The organism is Arthrobacter sp. ES3-54, from assembly GCF_029504395.1.
GTDB lineage: Bacteria > Actinomycetota > Actinomycetes > Actinomycetales > Micrococcaceae > Arthrobacter.
The window spans coordinates 51,783-69,844 of the sequence record NZ_JAQFIF010000008.1; the positions used below are offsets into that span (position 1 = coordinate 51,783).

The window sequence follows — 18,062 nt, forward strand, 5'->3', positions numbered from 1 at the left end:
ACTTCGACGAAGAAGACTTCCTCGGCACGTCATCTATCACTCAGTTGTCCAGAAACAGCCTGACATGGCGGACAAGGTCCTCATCGGCCGACACTTCACATTCCCAGACATCCAGGTAACTCCACCCCTGATCGACTAGCTGGATGCGTTGCAGGGCGTCGCGTTCCTGATTCCGCTGTCGCTTGTTCGCCCAGAACTCGGTGTTGCTTTTCGGGAGGCGCGACCCCACCGGACAGCTATGCCCATGCCAAAAGCACCCGTTGACAAAGATGACCTTCCTCCGCCCGCCGAATACTAAGTCCGGCCTTCCAGGCAAACGTCGATCGTGGAGGCGGTACCGAAGCCCGTCGCGGTGCAGCATCCGTCGAAGCATGATCTCGGGCTTTGTATCTTTGGAGCGGATTTTAGCCATGTGGGCGCTTCGTTGTTCAGGGCTCATGAAGTCAGCCATGTTTTAATCCTAGTTCCGCCCAAGGCGGCCTGAGGACGCCATAGCCTCAGAGGAGGAAGTTGGTGCCGCCCACCTTCATAAACGCGCTTTGCGCTGACGCTTGCGGTTGGCCAGACAGGTCAGTCACTGCGCCTCAGACGATCCTCATAGGGAAGCTGTTCCCGATGCCTTGATTCTTGTGTGCTCTGCCAGCAACTTTGAAATAAGGGTGCCCACTGCAAACGACTGCCACGGTGATACTGCGTTCCCCACCTGGGTGTATTGGGGTACTTCCAGCTTCCGTCGATGCGCGCCTGTCGTTTCCCGACCGAGAAACTCGAATGAATCAGGGAAGCCTTGAAAACGTGCAAGCTCTCGAACCGTAAAGATTCGGGACTCCCTCGGATGGACGTAGTCGTCGGGCAGAGTAACGACGGTTCGGCTCGGTTCATTGGCACTGAGCACCTTCTGGCTATGCTTCCGCGTCACCAGCGCAACACCCAGCTCCACTAGTTCGTCCAAGGAAGAGATTTTCCTGACCGCCGAAGGCCGTGCCGAGCACTGGAGTTCGAGGGGAAATTCTACGTTTGCCAATGCCCGTTTCGCAGTCGACCTCTGGCCTTCCGGATCCAAGGAGCTCATCTGGCTGAGCAGGCGCTGGTCGATGCCATAGCTATGCATCATCCGGTAGAAAGAGAATCGAGTAACTACAATGTCCGTGTGCCGCCGGGGGGTCTGGTTCGGAGGATGATTCGATACCTCAAGTCGTTTGGGACGTACGGCATCCTCCGCTTGCCTCAGCCCGGCTCGGTACTCCTTGTTCCTACCAACGTCGGCGACGTCCCAACCGCCCAAGTCCGAGACGGCATCACGGATGGTGAAGGCACGACCCGAAAGGATAGTCGGGATGGGCGCTAGAGGCGGTATTTCGCCCACCAGATCTGCAAAATCTGATTTCCATATCCCAGGCGTCGCCTGTGTTCGAAGTGTTGTCGCCACGTCACCCCTCAGTGCAATTAGCATGAGCCTGGGGCGGAACTGGGGGGCTCCGTAGTGCACAGCGTTTACGCGTACGGCTTGGACAACGTATCCAGGTCCGAGGTTGGTGAGGGCGGCCTGCAGCTGGGAGAACGAGGATTCTTCGCCCTTGACGAAGCTTTGGCTCATTCCGACAACATTCTCAATTACTACCGCTTTGGGCTCGGTACGTTCCACGAAGTCGAGATATTCCCAGGCAAGTCGGTTCCGTAAGTCGTCCTTGCGCCTACGGCCAGCTAGAGAGAACCCTTGGCAGGGAGGACCACCAACAACGGCGTCGAGATCCTGTCCACTGAATCTCTCCATGAGGCCATCATCGGCCAGCACGTTGCACAGCTCACTCACCAACACTTTGCCTTCGAACTGGCGCCGGAGGCTGCGCTGCAGGTATTCCTGCCAGACACGCGCATCGGCCGCGTCCGCGACATAGTTATGGAAGAACGTCCGCGCGGCCATGTCTGACTTCTCAACGGCCGCGACGAGTTCGCCCCCCGCCCGTTCCATGCCCAACGAGAGACCACCACAACCCGAGAACAGGTCAACGAACTTCATCACTGATACATTGTGCCAGAGCTCGACCCTATTCCTCGGGTACGGCGCAGCGTTCCCTGTTCCCTGCACGTCATAGACCGTACCGCTCGTAGTACGGCACCACCCGAATGAAACGGCCTTCGTCGCATCCCAGAGACTTGTAGAGCACCTGGTGCTGACGCAGCTCTGGGATTCGTCTGGGAACATCGGGCGAAAGGTCCGGCAGCCCAAGGGCAGCGAGCTCCCTCCCACTCACCGATGGCACCTTATGAATGAACCAAGTCCGCAACGGCTGCCCGTAGTTCTCGCGTCCTTCCCTAAAATGCGAAAGGTACTGGGACGCGAGCATGACGCCGTAGCCGAACTGCCGACCCTGCAGCATTAAATCCATGAGGACTTGGAAGTCGTAGCGCATGATGTTTACCGCCTCGTCAACCAAGAGGAATGACTTCAAGTATCGGAGCTGGTGCGGTGGGTCCCCCTGAAACGGCGGCTTGGGCGTCCTCAACATGTTGTCGTAATACAGGTTCAAAAACAGGGCGACAAGGGCGTTCTTGGCACTTTGGTCCTGACCTAGTCGGTCCAGCGCAACAATGAGTACTTTGCCCTCGAGCAACTCCCCAAACGACTTTAGAGTTTCCCTGTCGGCACTGAAGATCTGGCTAAGCACAAAGCTGTCGAGTATCGATGACACTGAATCTGGATTGCCCGACTTCGCCAGATACGCAACCCGAACTTCCGCGAGTGTTGGTGGCCTATCGTCATTCTGCTCATAGAGCTCCCTGACGGCCTCGTTCAAGGAGCTAGCTTGGACTGGGCCCACGCCCCGGTATATCTTCCGGAGCACATCGACGAAGGCAGCGGCCTGTTGGTAGGGCAGCTTTGAATGCTCGCCCGTCACAGGCATGAAGATATTCACTGGTATCTGATGTGGTTCCAAGACAACGCCGCCGACGCGACGCACGAACTCTTCCTTTTGAAAGTCGCCCTTATAGTCAAAAATGAGCATGGACGTCGGCTCAGAAGGCTGCTTTTCGCGAGCTTGCTCCCGGATCTGGGAGATCAAGGCCTTAACCAGTTCCGTCTTACCCGTTCCCAGATCACCGACGATCCCGACGTTCATTTGATTGAGGTTCGTCGTGCTCGGCCAGAAATCCACCTCCGTATTACCCATAGAACCCAAGAGGTTGCCAACTTTGATTCTGACCCCGTCCCCGGTGATTTCGGGTGGGAAGCCCACCTCGCCGCCGACAGGCCGAACTGATTCTGGACCGTCAGTCCCGGACTGGGTTTCAGCGCCGACCCCCGACGATTCTGAGGACTCTTGCTGGCCGCTGGCCCTGGCATCCTCTATCACTGGGTCGGCCGCGTCCTGGCCTTCGGATCCCTCGTGACCGCCATCCCGGTCGATCGGTTCTTCGTCTGAACTGCCCCGCACAGGAAGTTCCTCGCCGGCTGGCTCGGCCGCAGACCAGTCGACCAGCTCGCGCCAGCCCTCGATGATCCCGCCCTGATCAGCTGTGTCCAACGCCTCAAAGACTGCGCCTGTATCAGCGATCAACGCCCCAACTTGAAACTCGTCGGCGCCGACTCTGCCAGCGTAGAAGGCATCACCCGTGGACGTGGTCGCACCATGTTGGAAGTATGTGAGAAGTGGCCTGCCTACACGAATCTTCAAACGACCATCCACCAAAGCCGATAGGCGGTTGGCGAACTCTTCCGGTGAGCCGGCAAGAATGTGGTTGAGGCGCGCCGCTGTCTCCACCAGCGTGGCCAAGCTATTCATCCAGATGACCCTGTCGGCACCTGAGACTTCAGCAGCCCTGAGCTCTAGGCCTGCCAACAGGCGATAGCTGGCTTCGAGTTGCGCCAGGGGTTCCTTTAATGCCGCCGATCCTGGGGCAGGAAGCGTAGAGCCGATTGAATCACCTTTCAGCCCGTAGCACTTGATTTCCACAGGAGAAAGAACGATTTGTTCTTCATCCATTTCTATGAATAGCAAGTCAGCTCGACGCTGATGCTGGCCATGGTTCGCTTGCCCGGAGAGAGTGCGCAAGAAGTAGTCGGCAGCATCGATTGGAAGAACGAATCGGTTGGTTGTCCCTGAAGCCGCCTTATCGAAAAGGCCAAATGTCAGGAAAAATCCTAGAGCGCCTGCCACATGCGTACCGCCCATGGAGAGCAGGGAGGATAGGCCCACGCCACGGCTGCCAAGTCGCGACATGACTGCCGCTTTGAGGGCAGACGTGTCCCCTTGCCCGGTGGCCTTCGTCAAGAGACTTTCGAGTTGGTGCCCGAAGCTATCCGGAACTTTGGCAATGGATACAAAAGGGCGACGTTCCATAAAAGGAACGTCAGACGAACGCTCGAATACCGGCGGACGCCATTCCCAGAGCATGCGCGCACCTTCACCATGCGCGTCCATCAGCTCGGCCATAATCGCCGGGCTTAGGAACGACTCCCCCATCACAGTCCAGTCCGCAGTCACGTCCGCAACGTCGCGGCGCATCATCCCCGCTTCGACGACAGGAGCGGAATCGTCGGACTCACACGATTCTAGGGCGCGACTAAATGAAACCCAGCCCATGTGCCCTGGAACCGCTGGCTGGCTCAGGCTAAGTCGTCTTTCCGTCAGCCGGTTAAGGTTGCTTTCAAATCGCCGAAGGGGCACGTTTCCTAGCACACCGTAGGCCTGCCCACCGTCCCCCACTCGGACGGTTGTGCCGGAGTCCTGTAGAAGTCGTATGTTGCACCAGACCTTTGAGTCCGGACGCGGGACGTACCGGGACCACGTCAACAGCATGTCCCGATTCTCACGAACTAGCCTCGTGACTGCATCCCGGGGGACGGGGCCCTCGCGCTTCACGGAGTCGAGCACCCTCACGCCGCCCATTAGGCGTCCGGCGTCGTCCTTGCCCCATTCCTCGGCGACAGCTAGAACGGAAGCGTCGATTTCGGTGAGCCGGATCTGGCGATCCTGAGCGTGCAGGTCCACCGTCAGTGTCGTGATGTGGGGATGCATCCTGCGGAAAGATCTCAAAGCTGCATCAACTGCTGTCGCATTGAGTCCACTTACGGCCGTACCGGGCGTGACGGCACTTCCAATCCGATCCGGCGGAGACAGCCTCCGGGGCCTTGACTTCCCCGGGGGAAGCATCATGGACCAGCCCAAGAATATTTGGTCCTCGCCCGAGTCCGTGGGAACCGCCAACATCCGACCAGAGCTAGACTCTCCGGGGCCAACGAGTGGGAGGTTCCAGCCTTCAATCGAGCCCGCATGCTGCACCGAGTTCTCCGCTTCGAAAAGCACATGTTCGGCACCGGCTAGCCATGCCAGCCTTAAAGGATGGAGTGGGCTCAGGAGCACCGCCTGACAACCTTCGTCGCCCCTAACATCCCAGACGCTGACGGACATTGGATAGGCGGCCCAGAAGACGTTCTCATCCCTTCCCGTTTCCCGAGCAGCGTCAACGAGTTTGGTGTAGGCATCCAAGTACTCGCCCAACGCACCAGAGCCCCAGAGCGACCGCCAGGACGTCCGCGACGGCCATTCAAAATCGACTCCCTCACCGTGCACGTCCTGCCGCCGCAGAAGGCCACCGAGATTCAGGGCGCGAAATGCGTCTCGGAACCTCTCCGCTTCGGCGCCGCATACAAAGTCTTGGTCCAGCTCGAAGTAGCTGACACCGTCCAGGGCGGTTCGCGCGGCATCCGGCATGAGAATGGCACCGCGGTCCTGAGGACGTGCGTCCGCCACGCGCGCAGACTCATTGCTCGGCATCATGATGTGCCCAAGGGCGGCGATGATGGACTCGTCCCCTGCAACTAGCCGGCTGGCATAGAACGCTTCAGCCTGCCCTCGCACTGATCCTTCTGTCGCTGGTTTGGGCCTGTCCGGAACCACTTGCTGCTTGACTGCAGCAGCGAGAAGCGCGGATTGGTGGCCTCCTCCAGCTGCTACAGGCCGTACGCGGAAAGTAGTGCCTCCGGCCACGAATTCGTTGTCACCTGTCGGCGCGAAGCGTAACGGGAAAAGCCCCGCTAGCCCGGGATGAACCTTGAGGGCGACGCCGTCCAGGAGAGGTTGCTCCGCGGCATCAGGGTGCCAAAGCATTGTCTGGTACCCCCCCGGCACGTCTGGAAGTTCCTCCGCGAAGTCCTGTTCGCGCTCATCCGGGTTAGGAGACGCGGTCCAATCCAGTGGCCCAAGGTACGAGACTTTCCCGAGCGCACCCGACTTCTTGAACGGAGCTGCCGCGAGGAAAGTCTGCATGCCGGAAAATACATATCCCTTGGCTGTCAGGTCGTTCCGGACCCAAGGCGCTAGCGGGTCGTTGGGCGATAGCGAAACTTTAAGCGAGACGAGGCGGAATGGCGCGGCGCTCCGTCCGTTTCCGCGTGGTTTGACGAATCGGCCAACGGCAAGCAAATTTCCGTCTTCTGCCAACTCCACGCTCCCGACCCAATTCGCGATGTTTGCAGGCAAGATTTGAATGGTCAGCTGAGAGGAGCTGGCGCCGTCGGATTCTATGCGCTCCAAAGTCGGAATTCGAATCGCCAGAAGCTCGGATTGAAGCTGCCGCCCACCAGCGGTTCCGTCCGAAGACAACGGAATGAGGAAGGGACTTTCTGGGAGTTCAGGGTCAAGAATGAGTGACCCTCCCGTGGCGAGCGCAATATCAATTTTCAGGGAGTCGATATCCTCGCGGGCCGGACTTCTAAACTGCGCCTCCGTCAACTCTGAGAAGCGCTCTATGTTCTCTGGCGAAGCTCCTATGATGTCCGCCAAGCCCAACCATGAGTTGCCCTCACGAGACACTGCCTCATCGAGGTCGTTAACCGCGAAATCCTCTAGGGGGTGCTTTCCCCCTGCCGCTTTTACTTCTGGACGTGTAGCCAGCTGTCCCGCGCTCATCAGAAAGGTTTCCTCGTCGCTCCAGCACTCCGATAGGGAATCCCCCAATGCCACTGCAGCCGATGCAGAGGTAAGGAACGATCTTGCTACTGCAGAGGTGGGCCTGGGCAGCGCGAAACAGGCGTAAGCATACCGGGCCAAGGCCTCCGGTAATTCGAGAGAGGAACCAGTCGCCATCAAGTGCTTCAGGATTACTAGCAGGTTGCTGATGCCGCGATCGACATGCGCAAACCAGGCTGCGTTCCAGCTCCGTCCGCTATCCGCTGACCGCGAATGAACAGTCGAAAGCGTAGAAAGGCAGGAAGAAATTACCTTGGAACAGCGTGCCAGTTGGCTGTCATTCAGTTCTTCGACGTCGAACTCTCCGACAAGTTCATGGACCATTTGGTTTGATAGTTCGTGGATTGCCACAGCACCTTCGGCCTGCTCCGGGAAGCTCTGGCCAAAGACCTCGCGAAAGACTTGAACGAACGATGAAAGGTCGGGTTGGCGCCCATACACGACTGCCAAATGGTCACCTTGGCGGTACTGAATTGTGCGCTGGGGAGTCACTTGCGGGCAATCCGCATCGTCGAGGGACGCTTTCCCTGCCGTGACTAGAAGGGCAAATGGGGGTGTCGTCGGCCGAGCAGTGTTGGCAGAGCGAACAATCTCCTCGGCTATGTTGCTCCCGATGCCCTCCGGTAGGTGGACGTGGACGAGGCCGTTGGTAGTTGCAAGGGCACGTCCGAGAACTTTACCCAATGAAATCGACGCCATGATTCTCCTAAAAAGCGCTCTCAACAATAACGGCGTGGTCAGCATCTGCACTTCCGCGCGCCATTCCGGCCCGCTCAAGCAACGACACGAGGTCGCCAAGTTCAGGTCGCATTCCTAATATCGTTAGATCGCGTAAGACGTCTCCAACGTTGCACTGGGACCCTGGCGTACCGCAGGTGAGGCTGGCAACAACTGCAATCCATTCAGTGCCCGGATCTATTACAAGGTACCTGCGCCCCCGGGTCTTGAGAATCCCGTAGTAATCCGTGAACGGTCCACTCGACTCACGGACCTGCAACCCATATTTGACGGTCTCCCAGACAAGTTTTCCGGCTTCCTTCTTGTCCGCAACTTCGGCTGCCAACGAGCGCCTGAAGTCACTTTTGGCGGCGCTGCGAAGGAAATCCATGGCGTCCTGCTGCCCCCCAAGTTCGTTCAACCGCTCCTTGAGGCTCTTCCTAATCCTTTCACCACGCGAAATACGCCACTTGATGGTCGAACCAACATCACGCACGGAAATAGTGGAACGGCTCGATTGCCAAGGCAATGGCGACCTGACGGTGCTGCGCAAATCTTCGAATGTTTTAGGTACGGCGCCCTTGATTATGGCGGCTCCCAGCGCCTCGTACCACGCATATTCCCACAGGAACCCGAGTCCCATAGCAAGTCTCAAGACCGTCGTTGCCCAGTCAACCCAGACTCGTGCCGGAAGCGCCTCTACCCACTCTTTTGAGGTCAGGGCCGCCCACGACTTGGCGAACCACTCATAGGGTGTCTCCGGATAGAAGCCGCACCAATCGACGCTGTCTTCAGAAATGGGCAATACTCCGCGACGCCTGCATCGATCTTCGAAGACCGTCGACATCATGGACGCATCAATTGCATTTAGGAGTGGGTCCAGCTCCAGCCGCTGGTCCGCGGCGCGCAGCCACAGCTGTGTAGCGGACGCCGCCGGTCCACCGGGGGCGTGCCCAACGGTGAAGAGGCTTTCAATAATAGAGCCAAAGTCGGGTGGCCCCTTCTTCACTAGAACACCACGGGGATCCTGCATGAGCGCGAGGGCCGGCGTCATCGGACTGGAGGGTTGGTTTCCCGTTTTTTCGATTCGAATGCCCATGACGCTGGACGCGACGGCCTCACCCAAGAGGAGGTCTGAAGCAGCCGTGTTCAAGGCCAGTTTCTTGAGCCCGTGCCCGAGCGCTTCCGCGGCAGCACCTTCTGGTTTCGTCGGACGGAGCGAAAGGTACTGCGTTTCTTTGGCCTCGGCCTTATACATTAGGCCGACAGGCTTGCGCACGTCCGACTCTGATGCCATCTCGTAGGCACGCCAAGCAAGCGCCGAGAGAAGGGCCTCGGGCACCGAAAAGTACTCGGGCCGATTGAACGGGAGCAGCAGATGTTTTGCTTCGGCAACCCTGTCCATCAAGACTCCTTCGTGTACCGCTGGGTTATTTGGACTTCACGGTCGCCATCTGCCAGACAGAATTCTGCCCCGTGGAGGTGAGACGACAGAAGCCGGGATGCACGAACACGTTCCAACCGGGGTGCGGTCACATCGATGAGATCAGTCACGCCGATGTGGTCGTCTACGCAGGCCAAGGCCTCCCGGATCAACGGAAAGTCCAAGGACACCCTGCTCATAGTCGTTCCGTCTGTCCCGATTACCAGGAGGACTTGCTCACCCTGTCCCTGCCTGTCGGTGGAAAGTTGTGGTTCCCTGACGCGAACCGCGAGCTTCGGCGTCGCGGTCCTTCCTGTAATAGGTTCTGTTCGGCTGTCGAATAGCGGCAGCAGCGACGAGCCAGATTCAGTCGGATTCCGCTTGGGCCTGATGAGAGTACGAAGTGGAGACCTCAAGTCATCCGGGAGATGCGGGGACTGCACCCAGGCTCTGATTAGCATGTCTACCTCGCGCCGAAAGGCACAAATGCCGTGTGACACAGCGTAAAGGCGCGTTAGGTAGGCGCCATACCAACCGGTGGCTTCCAACCGCACCTCGTCCTTGAGGTATTTCGATTCCAACAATTGACAGAAAGTTTCGTCGAGGCGCCTGTCAAAGTCCGTTACGACAGCATGCAATGGACTATGTTCCGGTGCAGAATCGAGCAGGCTCTGCAGCGGCGTACCGTCCGACGTGTGAATGCCGAAAGCGTCAGAAATACGAGTCGCCCAGCCTTGGTCCGGTGCATCGGGGTTCGAACCTGGTACGGCATCGCTTACCGGATCGACCGGGATAAGGAGCTTCAGGACGGGATCCCGCATTGAACCCTCCGGCGCTGTGGAGCGCGCCCCAGCACCAAAGATGCTCTGGCTGAACCTAAGTGCCGACAAGATTCGCATGCGATCAAAATCATCTTCCGCCTCCAGACCTGGGGGTTGGTTCGCCATAACAAACTCACCCAGGCGTTCTCGAGGCATCCGGGTTGGCGCATCACCCACCAAAGCGCGAGTCAGAAACCCCCAGAGTTCCCGATAGGTCATGCGCGATGCCGACGTTAGCTCAGCGCTGCGAGCTATGGTCAGCAGCCCTGAACGTACCAACGGTGAACGGAGCGACTGCAGGTTAGCCGCCAGAGGATCGACAAGGGTCTCCGGCACGTGTCCTCGGGGGCCGCGCATCGACTCTTCGACAGCCTTCAAGATATTGACCAGCAAGTCGGCTGCTGGAGTGCGCGTCCCTTCCATTCCTGGACGCTCCGTCAGGGGCACAATTCGGTATTCTTCAGCGGACACGCTGGAATCGGCCCCGATGCTGATGGCGGGACGTTCCTCGAACAGGGAGCATTCGTCAACGAACACTGCCAATACGTTGGCAACGTGCTCACCCATGTAGCTCAGCCTGGCGGATCGGACAAAGTTCTGTCCGGTCACGCCAGCCACTTGCCACGACGACTGAATTGGGCCAGTCAGCGCGGAACCGTACAGCCAGCGCACCAGCACGTCTCCAGCGGTCCAGTCCTCGGAATAACGGAGCCGAGACTCGGACATCTCCTCAACCAGGACGCCTCGATTTACACATGCCATCAAATGCCGCGAACGGGAAGGGCGGAACTCATCCATTCCCACGCCGACGACCCGATCAATGTCTGATATTAGTGGCGCTCGATTGGACGCCTCCAAGTTGATTGTTGCGTCGTTGACGACGACCAGATCAGAAAGCGGCCCCTCATAGTCGTAGATTCGATGCGCCAGTCCTTCTTCAAGCTCGCTCATTAGGCGCATTCCCTGAACCACGTGCGCTGTGGCGTGAGACTTCCCCGCTCCTGGTCCTCCGACTAGGAACAGGAATCGAGGAGGTTGCCCAGCAGATATGCCCGCCTTTAGCCAATCACAGGCCTCTTCTACGCCGGCCGGCCGTAGCGCAGACGGCCAAGACGAATCCACAGGGTGGTCCGGTCGTGCAGCAACATCAGTACCGCCCGTTGCCCGATCCCATAGCCCGACAAGGCCATCCCAGGAATTTCCATTCTTCGTTTCTGGGGTTGAAGCAGACAACGGGCCTCTTTCGTTGAAGGCTGCGGCGGACCGTGCAGCAATACCGGGGGTATCGGACGAAGATAACATCCAACTGAGCGAGTCCGGAGATTCGAAGCCGCTTGGGCGCTTGCTTTCCGCACCAATGTCACCAAGGACGGCCACGCGTAAGGCCTCCTGTACATGGCTTCGCGGCTTGTAGCCCGCAACGTATGGGAGGCCAGCCTCTGCAAGGACATGGCTGATGTTGCAGAATTTGAACTCAATGGAGCCCTTGCTGCGGCCAGTACGTGACTGCACGTGTCTGTTGTGGGCAATCTTCGAGTACGCCGTGCCGCGCGTTTCGAGATCAAGCATTAAGAAGTAAGCGCTGACGAGCGCACGCGTCTCGTCGTCGTTCCACGGTTTCGATTCCCCCACGCTGACAACATACATGGCTCGAACTTAGTAGGCCGATTAGACGCGAATTAGACGCGAAGAACTGGACCGAGGGTGCTTCCCGCCGCCACCATCGAAGTCCCCATGCGCGGCCAGCACTGGTTAGAGGCCTGATGGCCGCTGGGAATCCGAGACAGCGGCCGCGGGTTCCGCTATTGATGGTGCTAAATCAATTTGAAAGGCAGAGACCCTTATAGTGTGACAACTAGATCTACTAGGGGGACATTCGAAATGGAGACCGCTGACTTCGCGCCGGGCACGACGGTGCGGCTCGTAGCCCGCCCAGAGGTCGTCGGCATCGTATCCGGCTCGCGCCATGTGGGCGGCGTGCTCCGGTTCGACGTCTTTCATGACAACGGCGTACATGGATACTTCGCATCACAGATTGAACCAGTCACGATCGCTTCAAAGCCGGACACCATTTCCGCGGCTGGTTTGCGCACCGGACTCACGTCCGAACTACTGCGCGACAAGAACACTGGATATCTGCATGCGCGAAATGTCGGACGCATTGACTACGAGCCGTATCAGTACCGGCCAGTTCTTAAGATCGTGCAGGCCGACCGTCCGCGGATTCTGGTCGCCGACGACGTCGGTGTCGGCAAGACGATCGAAGCATGTCTCATTCTGAAGGAGCTCCAAGCGCGCCAGCGCGCACGCACAGTCTTAGTCATCTGTCCGAAGCCCCTTGTCGTCGACGAGAAGTGGCGCAACGAACTCAAGCGCTTTGATGAGGACTTCGTTCATCTGGATAGTTCCGACCTTCGATTCTGCCTTGAGGAGACGCTTCGCGAAGGTGAGTGGCCATCCCGGTTCGCGAAGGCCATCCTCCCTTACTCCCTCCTTGACGAGCGTCTGCTCGTTGGAGGCAGCGGCAGCGCTCGTCGCATCGGCCTGGTTGACCTCGCTCCCGGTCCACATTTCGACCTAGTGATCGTCGATGAAGCGCACCATATTCGCAACCGATCGACGTTCGCCTACCAGAATGTCCAGCGCCTCACTGAATCAGCCGACGCAGTGGTGATGCTCTCCGCCACCCCGCTGCAAACGGACAGCCAAGACCTTTTCACGCTCGTGAACATGCTCCGTGACGACCTCGTACCGACGGAGCGCGACTTTGCCCAGATGCTCGAACCGAATCACTACCTCTATGAGGCCGTAGAAGCGGCACGCGCTGGCCACGACAAGTGGCAGGCGGACGTAAATCGGGCTCTCGACGGCGCTCTTGCGACGGCGTGGGGACGACAAGTGATGGCAGTCGATCCTCGCGTCGGGCTGGTGCGAGACCTGCTCGGCACCGAACCAGAGGACGCCCGCGCGCGCATCCGGATCGTGCGAACGTTGGAGGACCTCAATACTTTCTCCGCAATCGTGAGCCGCACGCGCCGCAGGGACATCGGTAAGTTCACCACGAGGAAGCCCCGAGCACCTCTGGTTCGTTTTACGCCCGCCCAGGAAGGCGTTTACAACGCTGTGCTCGCTCTGGGGCGCAGGATCGTTGAGCTTCAGGCACCAGGAATGCCGGTCGAGTTTCTCCTATCGATGCTCCGGCGCCAAGCAGCCAGCTCGATCAGTGCGCTCGCCCCCCTCGCCGAGCAGATGCTCGAAAACCGTCTCGACAAAATCGAGTTCTCAGAAATGGGCGACGACGCTCCCGACTCGGAAACAGTTCCCCCGATTATGGCCGAGCTGCGCAACGAGATTGGAAAGGTAGGCCGGTTGGCAGCAGAACTGGACGGGCTCCCCGACCCGAAAGTCGATGTCCTCCAACAGGTAGTGACGGACAAGCAGGCCGAGGACAACAACAAAGTCCTGGTTTTCAGCACCTTCCGCCACACCCTGCGATACCTCGAAGAACAGGCGCGCGGCTGGGATGTCCGGGTCGCCGTCGTCCATGGCGCAGTTCCTGACGAGGATCGGCACTCATTCCGACGGCGCTTCAAGCTTCCAAAGAGCAACCCCGATGCGATCGACCTTATGCTCTGCTCCGAGGTCGGCACCGAGGGGCTCGACTATCAGTTCTGTAACACCCTGGTGAACTACGACATCCCCTGGAACCCGATGCGAATTGAACAGCGAATCGGGCGCATCGACAGACGTGGTCAGCAGAGCGAGTCAGTCGCGATCATCAACATACTCACGCAGGGAACGATCGAGGCCGAAATTTACGAACGATGCCTTCTCCGAATCGGTGTCTTTCATCGAGCCCTCGGAGGCAGCGAGAAGATCCTAGGCGACCTGACCACGGGGCTTCGGAAGATCGCTGAGGACCTGACGCTGTCCGAGTCCGAAAGGGAGGCGAGGCTCCGCCAGCTCGCTGACAATGAGGTCGCGCGCATCCACGAGCTTGAGCGACTGGAGGACCAGCAAGGAGCACTCCTAGGGCTGACGACGGAATCATTCGAGTCGCGTATTGCCGAAGCGAGCACCGAGTGGCTTGAGGACGACAAGATCAGCGGTCTTGTCCGTTCGTATTTCGAGACCATGTCGGGACGTCGTATTGCCTTACAGCCGGGCAGGATAGCCGTTGTTCGGCTGGACGAGAACACAGCTGCCCAGATCGGGGACAACCTGCGTGCCGTTGGCGGCGATGCGCGTCTGGAGAGGTTGCTAAGGCGAATCCCCGTTGTCCTCCGGCTCACGACTGACGCTGAACTGGCAGCGGACGAAGATGATGTCGAGCTGCTCGGAGCGACGCATCCCATTGTCCTCGCCGCCGCGCAACACGCAGCGCTGGCGGGTGTCCCAACGGCCTCGCTGCGAGTGCGCTCGAATCTGGTCCCGCCCGGTCATTATCCAGTCGCGGTCCACAGTTGGACCCGATTCGATTCGCGTGACACGTTGACCCTCCGCTATGTCAGCACGGACGCGTCAGTGGAAGCTGCCGCGGACGCCCTCCTTGCGATGGCCGTAGATGGTGGCCCCCAGACAGGACTGGGGCCTATGCAGGCGGAAATGCTGGAGCAGCGCCACCACGTCGAGTGGGAGTCGGCACGCGACAAGCATGTCGCGCGCGCCAAGGCTGCGGGTGCACAACGGGTTGCCTCCCTCAAAGCTCAGCGAGACCGGCAACTTCGTGTTGTCGAGGAAAACGCTAGCAAGGTGAGCGACGCCAAGATCGTAAAGATGCGTCAGGGCGAATTGGCAGCCATTCAAGAAAAGTTCGACCGACTCATCGCACGGCACCAGCGCGCGGTCACTGGCGCCGACCTGATAACTAAGCAGCTCGCGACTGCGCTCCTTGAGGTAGAGGCACCATGACGACATTCGAAGCCCTGTCCGCGAAGCGGCGCAGCTACATTGAGGCCGCACGCGACAACGGATTCGAGGAAGGCCTCCGGACGCTTCTGGCCGATCTCTACCCGGACAACGCCCACTTTATCTATGAACTGCTGCAAAACGCAGAGGACGCGGGCGCGCGCGAAGTGACCTTCGTCCTCCAGGCCGACGGCCTACGCGTCGCACACGACGGTTCGCGGCTCTTCGATCTGGATGATATCGAGTCGATCACGGGCATTGGGCAGTCCACCAAAAAGGACGATGTCACTAGGATCGGTAAGTTCGGTGTCGGATTCAAGGCTGTTTTTGCCTACACGCAGACGCCCGTGATCCACTCCGGCGAACACTCGTTCGCCATACACGACCTTTTCGTCCCGGCCCGCGTTCCTACCGATGGGCGAGAGGGTTGGACGACTTTCTGGTTTCCATTCGATCGCGCGGACAAGCCAGCGGATCGTGCCGTTATGGAGGTCGCCACCGCACTTCGCGAGATCTCGCGGACTACACTTCTATTCCTGAATAACATCACCCTTATTGGATGTTCACTGCCGGACGGAGATGAACGGCTGCTCGAGCGCCGGTCGCTCGACGAGCACGTAGTTGAGATCGAGAGCGCGCACGAGGAAGAAGTGCCCTCCTACTGGTACCGAATCACGGGGGACGTGACAGTTGATGGCTCGAGCTACCCAGCAGCGGCCGCCTTCGCGCTCGAGCCCCATGCCTCGAAGCAGAAAGAACCGAAGGGCTATACCGTGAAGCCCGTTGACGGCCAAGTCTTCATCTACTTCCCGGCTGTCAAGGAGACCTCGGGACTCAAGTTCCACATTCACGCACCGTTCGCATCGACTGTGGCAAGAGATAGCGTCCGGGACGTTCCTGGAAACGATGCGCTCGTCGAGGGAATCGCCGAGCTTATTACAGAGGCACTTCCTCGCATGCGCGATGCCGGACTTATCACTGACGGTCTTCTCGGTGCATTGCCGAACAATAATGACGACCTCTCGAAAAGGTACGCCGTACTGCGTGACCGGATAACTGAGGCCTTCAGCGTCGAGCCCCTTTCGCCCATGCATGGCGGCGGCCACGCACCCGCCAGCTCACTGCTGAGATCTGAGCGAAACCTGCGCTCGGTGCTCTCCATCGATGATGCAAACACCCTTCGCGGACTGTACGAGTATGTTGGCGACGAACTGAGCACGGGATGGCTGGCCGACCGCGACGCACGGCCAGGCGCCTTCCTCAATTCCCTGAATGCGGTCAGCTTCTCTCGTGACGAACTAGCTGAGGCACTTGAACGCGTTGCAGCTATCTATGACGACGCGGCGACGGGTTTGAATGATCTGGACGACGTGGACCGTGAAGACCTTGACTCCTGGGACACATGGATTTCGGAAAAGGAGGACGTCTGGCTACGTACGTTTTACATCACACTAGAAGAACTGGCTCCAAGGGCAAGTTCGTCCAGCATTTACTTTGATGAAGACGATGCCAGCTATCTCTCCGCTATTCGCAGGGCGCCATTACTACGCGTTCAGGACGGCGACGGCGTTGGCCACGTTCCCGGCTCGCAAACATACCTTCCCGCCGCGCCCGATCTCCGAATCGACGGATTGCTGGCCGACGGGCTTGCCGCATTCGAGGGGAGCGACGATTCCGAACGCCTGGAATTGCTTCGCGCCTTCTACAGACATGCCGGAGCCAAGCCTTGGGATGCAGCTGCCCAGCTGAATGCAAGATTCAATACCTACAGCGATGCAAGTGCCGAAATTACAGAGCAGCATCTAGATGACCTCAAGACTCTGGCGCGGCTCATCGAAGTCAAGGCCGTATCGCCCCATACATACTCAAGCCGCAGCATCTTTGTCGCAGTCAGGACGGACGGTACTCGGTACTGGGCGAGACCCAACAGGGTTTTTTTGGATGAGCCCTTTGAGCAGACAGGGCTCGCCTCACTGTACGAGTCAGCCGAATATCTGGCCAGCTGGGACGGCCGCTACCTCCCGATTGGACGGCTTGACCCCAAGTACGCTGCCTCCTGCACTGACATATCGCTTCTTGCAGGCGCCCTCAACGCAGTGGACGGGCTGAAGATAGTCAAGGTGGGAGTTACGACTAATCCCGACTTTCGACAGATGTGGGTGGATCGGGAAACCGCCTACAAGAAAGATTCTGATTGGACAATCCATCACTTCGACATCATCATCTCTGCCGGAGATGAGACACTTCTTCGTGAACTCTGGCGAATAATAGCCGCGGCTACAACGGAGCAAGCCGACGCCATTTACCGGTCGAATGGTTCCGCCCGCACTCACGTCCTGCAGTCACAGGTGCTGCAGAAGCTCCTCCGTATGCCTTGGATTTTGGACCTCGATGGCAACCTCCGGCTTCCAGAAGACACCACGGCTGAGGATCTGGCGGAGCATTTGTCCGTCCCGACAAATGCTCCGCTTCTCGAACGAGCGGGGTTCGGACGTAATGCGGCCGCCGATGCTGAGCGACAAAAGCAAGACGTCGAGGTGGCTGAAAAGTACAATTTTGAGTCCATACACGAATTAGAAAAATTAGGTCGTCTCCGCAAGCTCAATCCAGAGAAGTTTAAAGCGCTCGTCGAAGACTTGGAGGTTGAGCTACGCCTACCTGAGTCGTCAACCTCGGCTCCGGAGCAACGCGCAAGGCGTTCACGCGAGCTTTCTATTGACGCCCCCACGCGCAAGTACGACAAGCGAGTGCGCTCTGTCTACGTGCAGGTTCCAGGGCATCTCAGCGCAGCCCGCAGCTACCTGAGACAGCACTACACGAATGACGACCAAATCCTGGTTTGCCAGGTGTGTTCGTCGTCAATGCCGTTCAAAATTGCGGGTGATTACTACTTTGAGGCCGTGCAGTTCGTCAAAGACGCCACGCGCGATCTGCGGGAGAATCGGCTTGCCTTGTGCCCAACCTGTGCAGCTAAGTATCGCCATGCACGGGGCACTTCGCTTGAGGACCTGCGGGATGACTTGCTCACGCAGGGCGTAGGACATCAGGGGAGCATCACAGTTGAAGTGATACTCGCCGGCGAGGCGGCCCGCGTTCGATTCGTCGGCAAGCATGCGATTGACTTGCAAGCCGCACTAAGTGCTAATGATGACGAGCCGATCGAAGAGGACGAATTCAGCGAGTTCGAGGATGCCGAGCTGTAGCCGTCCTGCGTGCTCC

The 18,062-nt window shown here is 58.8% G+C and carries 7 protein-coding genes; 2 read left to right on the forward strand and 5 right to left on the reverse strand.

Going from position 1 to position 18,062, the window contains the following annotated elements:
• Positions 1-40: 40 nt before the first annotated feature.
• The 5 genes from M2428_RS14845 to M2428_RS14865 form a co-directional block, all read right to left on the reverse strand.
• Positions 41-451 carry a very short patch repair endonuclease gene (locus M2428_RS14845; protein WP_277526723.1) on the reverse strand — a complete coding sequence of 137 codons (411 nt, stop codon included), beginning with the start codon at positions 449-451 and terminating at the stop codon, positions 41-43.
• A 144-nt stretch (positions 452-595) separates the two neighbouring features.
• Positions 596-2,020 carry a DNA cytosine methyltransferase gene (locus M2428_RS14850; RefSeq protein WP_277526823.1) on the reverse strand — a complete coding sequence of 475 codons (1,425 nt, stop codon included), beginning with the start codon at positions 2,018-2,020 and terminating at the stop codon, positions 596-598.
• 70 nt (positions 2,021-2,090) lie between these two features.
• On the reverse strand, positions 2,091-7,673 hold the full coding sequence (locus M2428_RS14855; protein ID WP_277526724.1) for a type IV secretion system DNA-binding domain-containing protein: 5,583 nt from the start codon (positions 7,671-7,673) through the stop codon (positions 2,091-2,093).
• A 7-nt stretch (positions 7,674-7,680) separates the two neighbouring features.
• Complete coding sequence (locus M2428_RS14860; protein ID WP_277526725.1) at positions 7,681-9,096, reverse strand: hypothetical protein; 1,416 nt, start codon at positions 9,094-9,096, stop codon at positions 7,681-7,683.
• Entirely contained in the window at positions 9,096-10,886 is a 1,791-nt protein-coding gene (locus tag M2428_RS14865; RefSeq protein ID WP_277526726.1) for a hypothetical protein, read from the reverse strand. The genes M2428_RS14860 and M2428_RS14865 overlap by 1 nt, the downstream gene beginning before the upstream one ends.
• Positions 10,887-11,816: 930 nt before the next feature.
• On the opposite strand from M2428_RS14865, the gene M2428_RS14870 reads away from it, so the two are divergent.
• On the forward strand, positions 11,817-14,846 hold the full coding sequence (locus M2428_RS14870; RefSeq protein WP_277526727.1) for a helicase-related protein: 3,030 nt from the start codon (positions 11,817-11,819) through the stop codon (positions 14,844-14,846).
• Entirely contained in the window at positions 14,843-18,046 is a 3,204-nt protein-coding gene (locus tag M2428_RS14875; RefSeq protein ID WP_277526728.1) for a hypothetical protein, read from the forward strand. The genes M2428_RS14870 and M2428_RS14875 overlap by 4 nt, the downstream gene beginning before the upstream one ends.
• Positions 18,047-18,062: the final 16 nt, after the last annotated feature.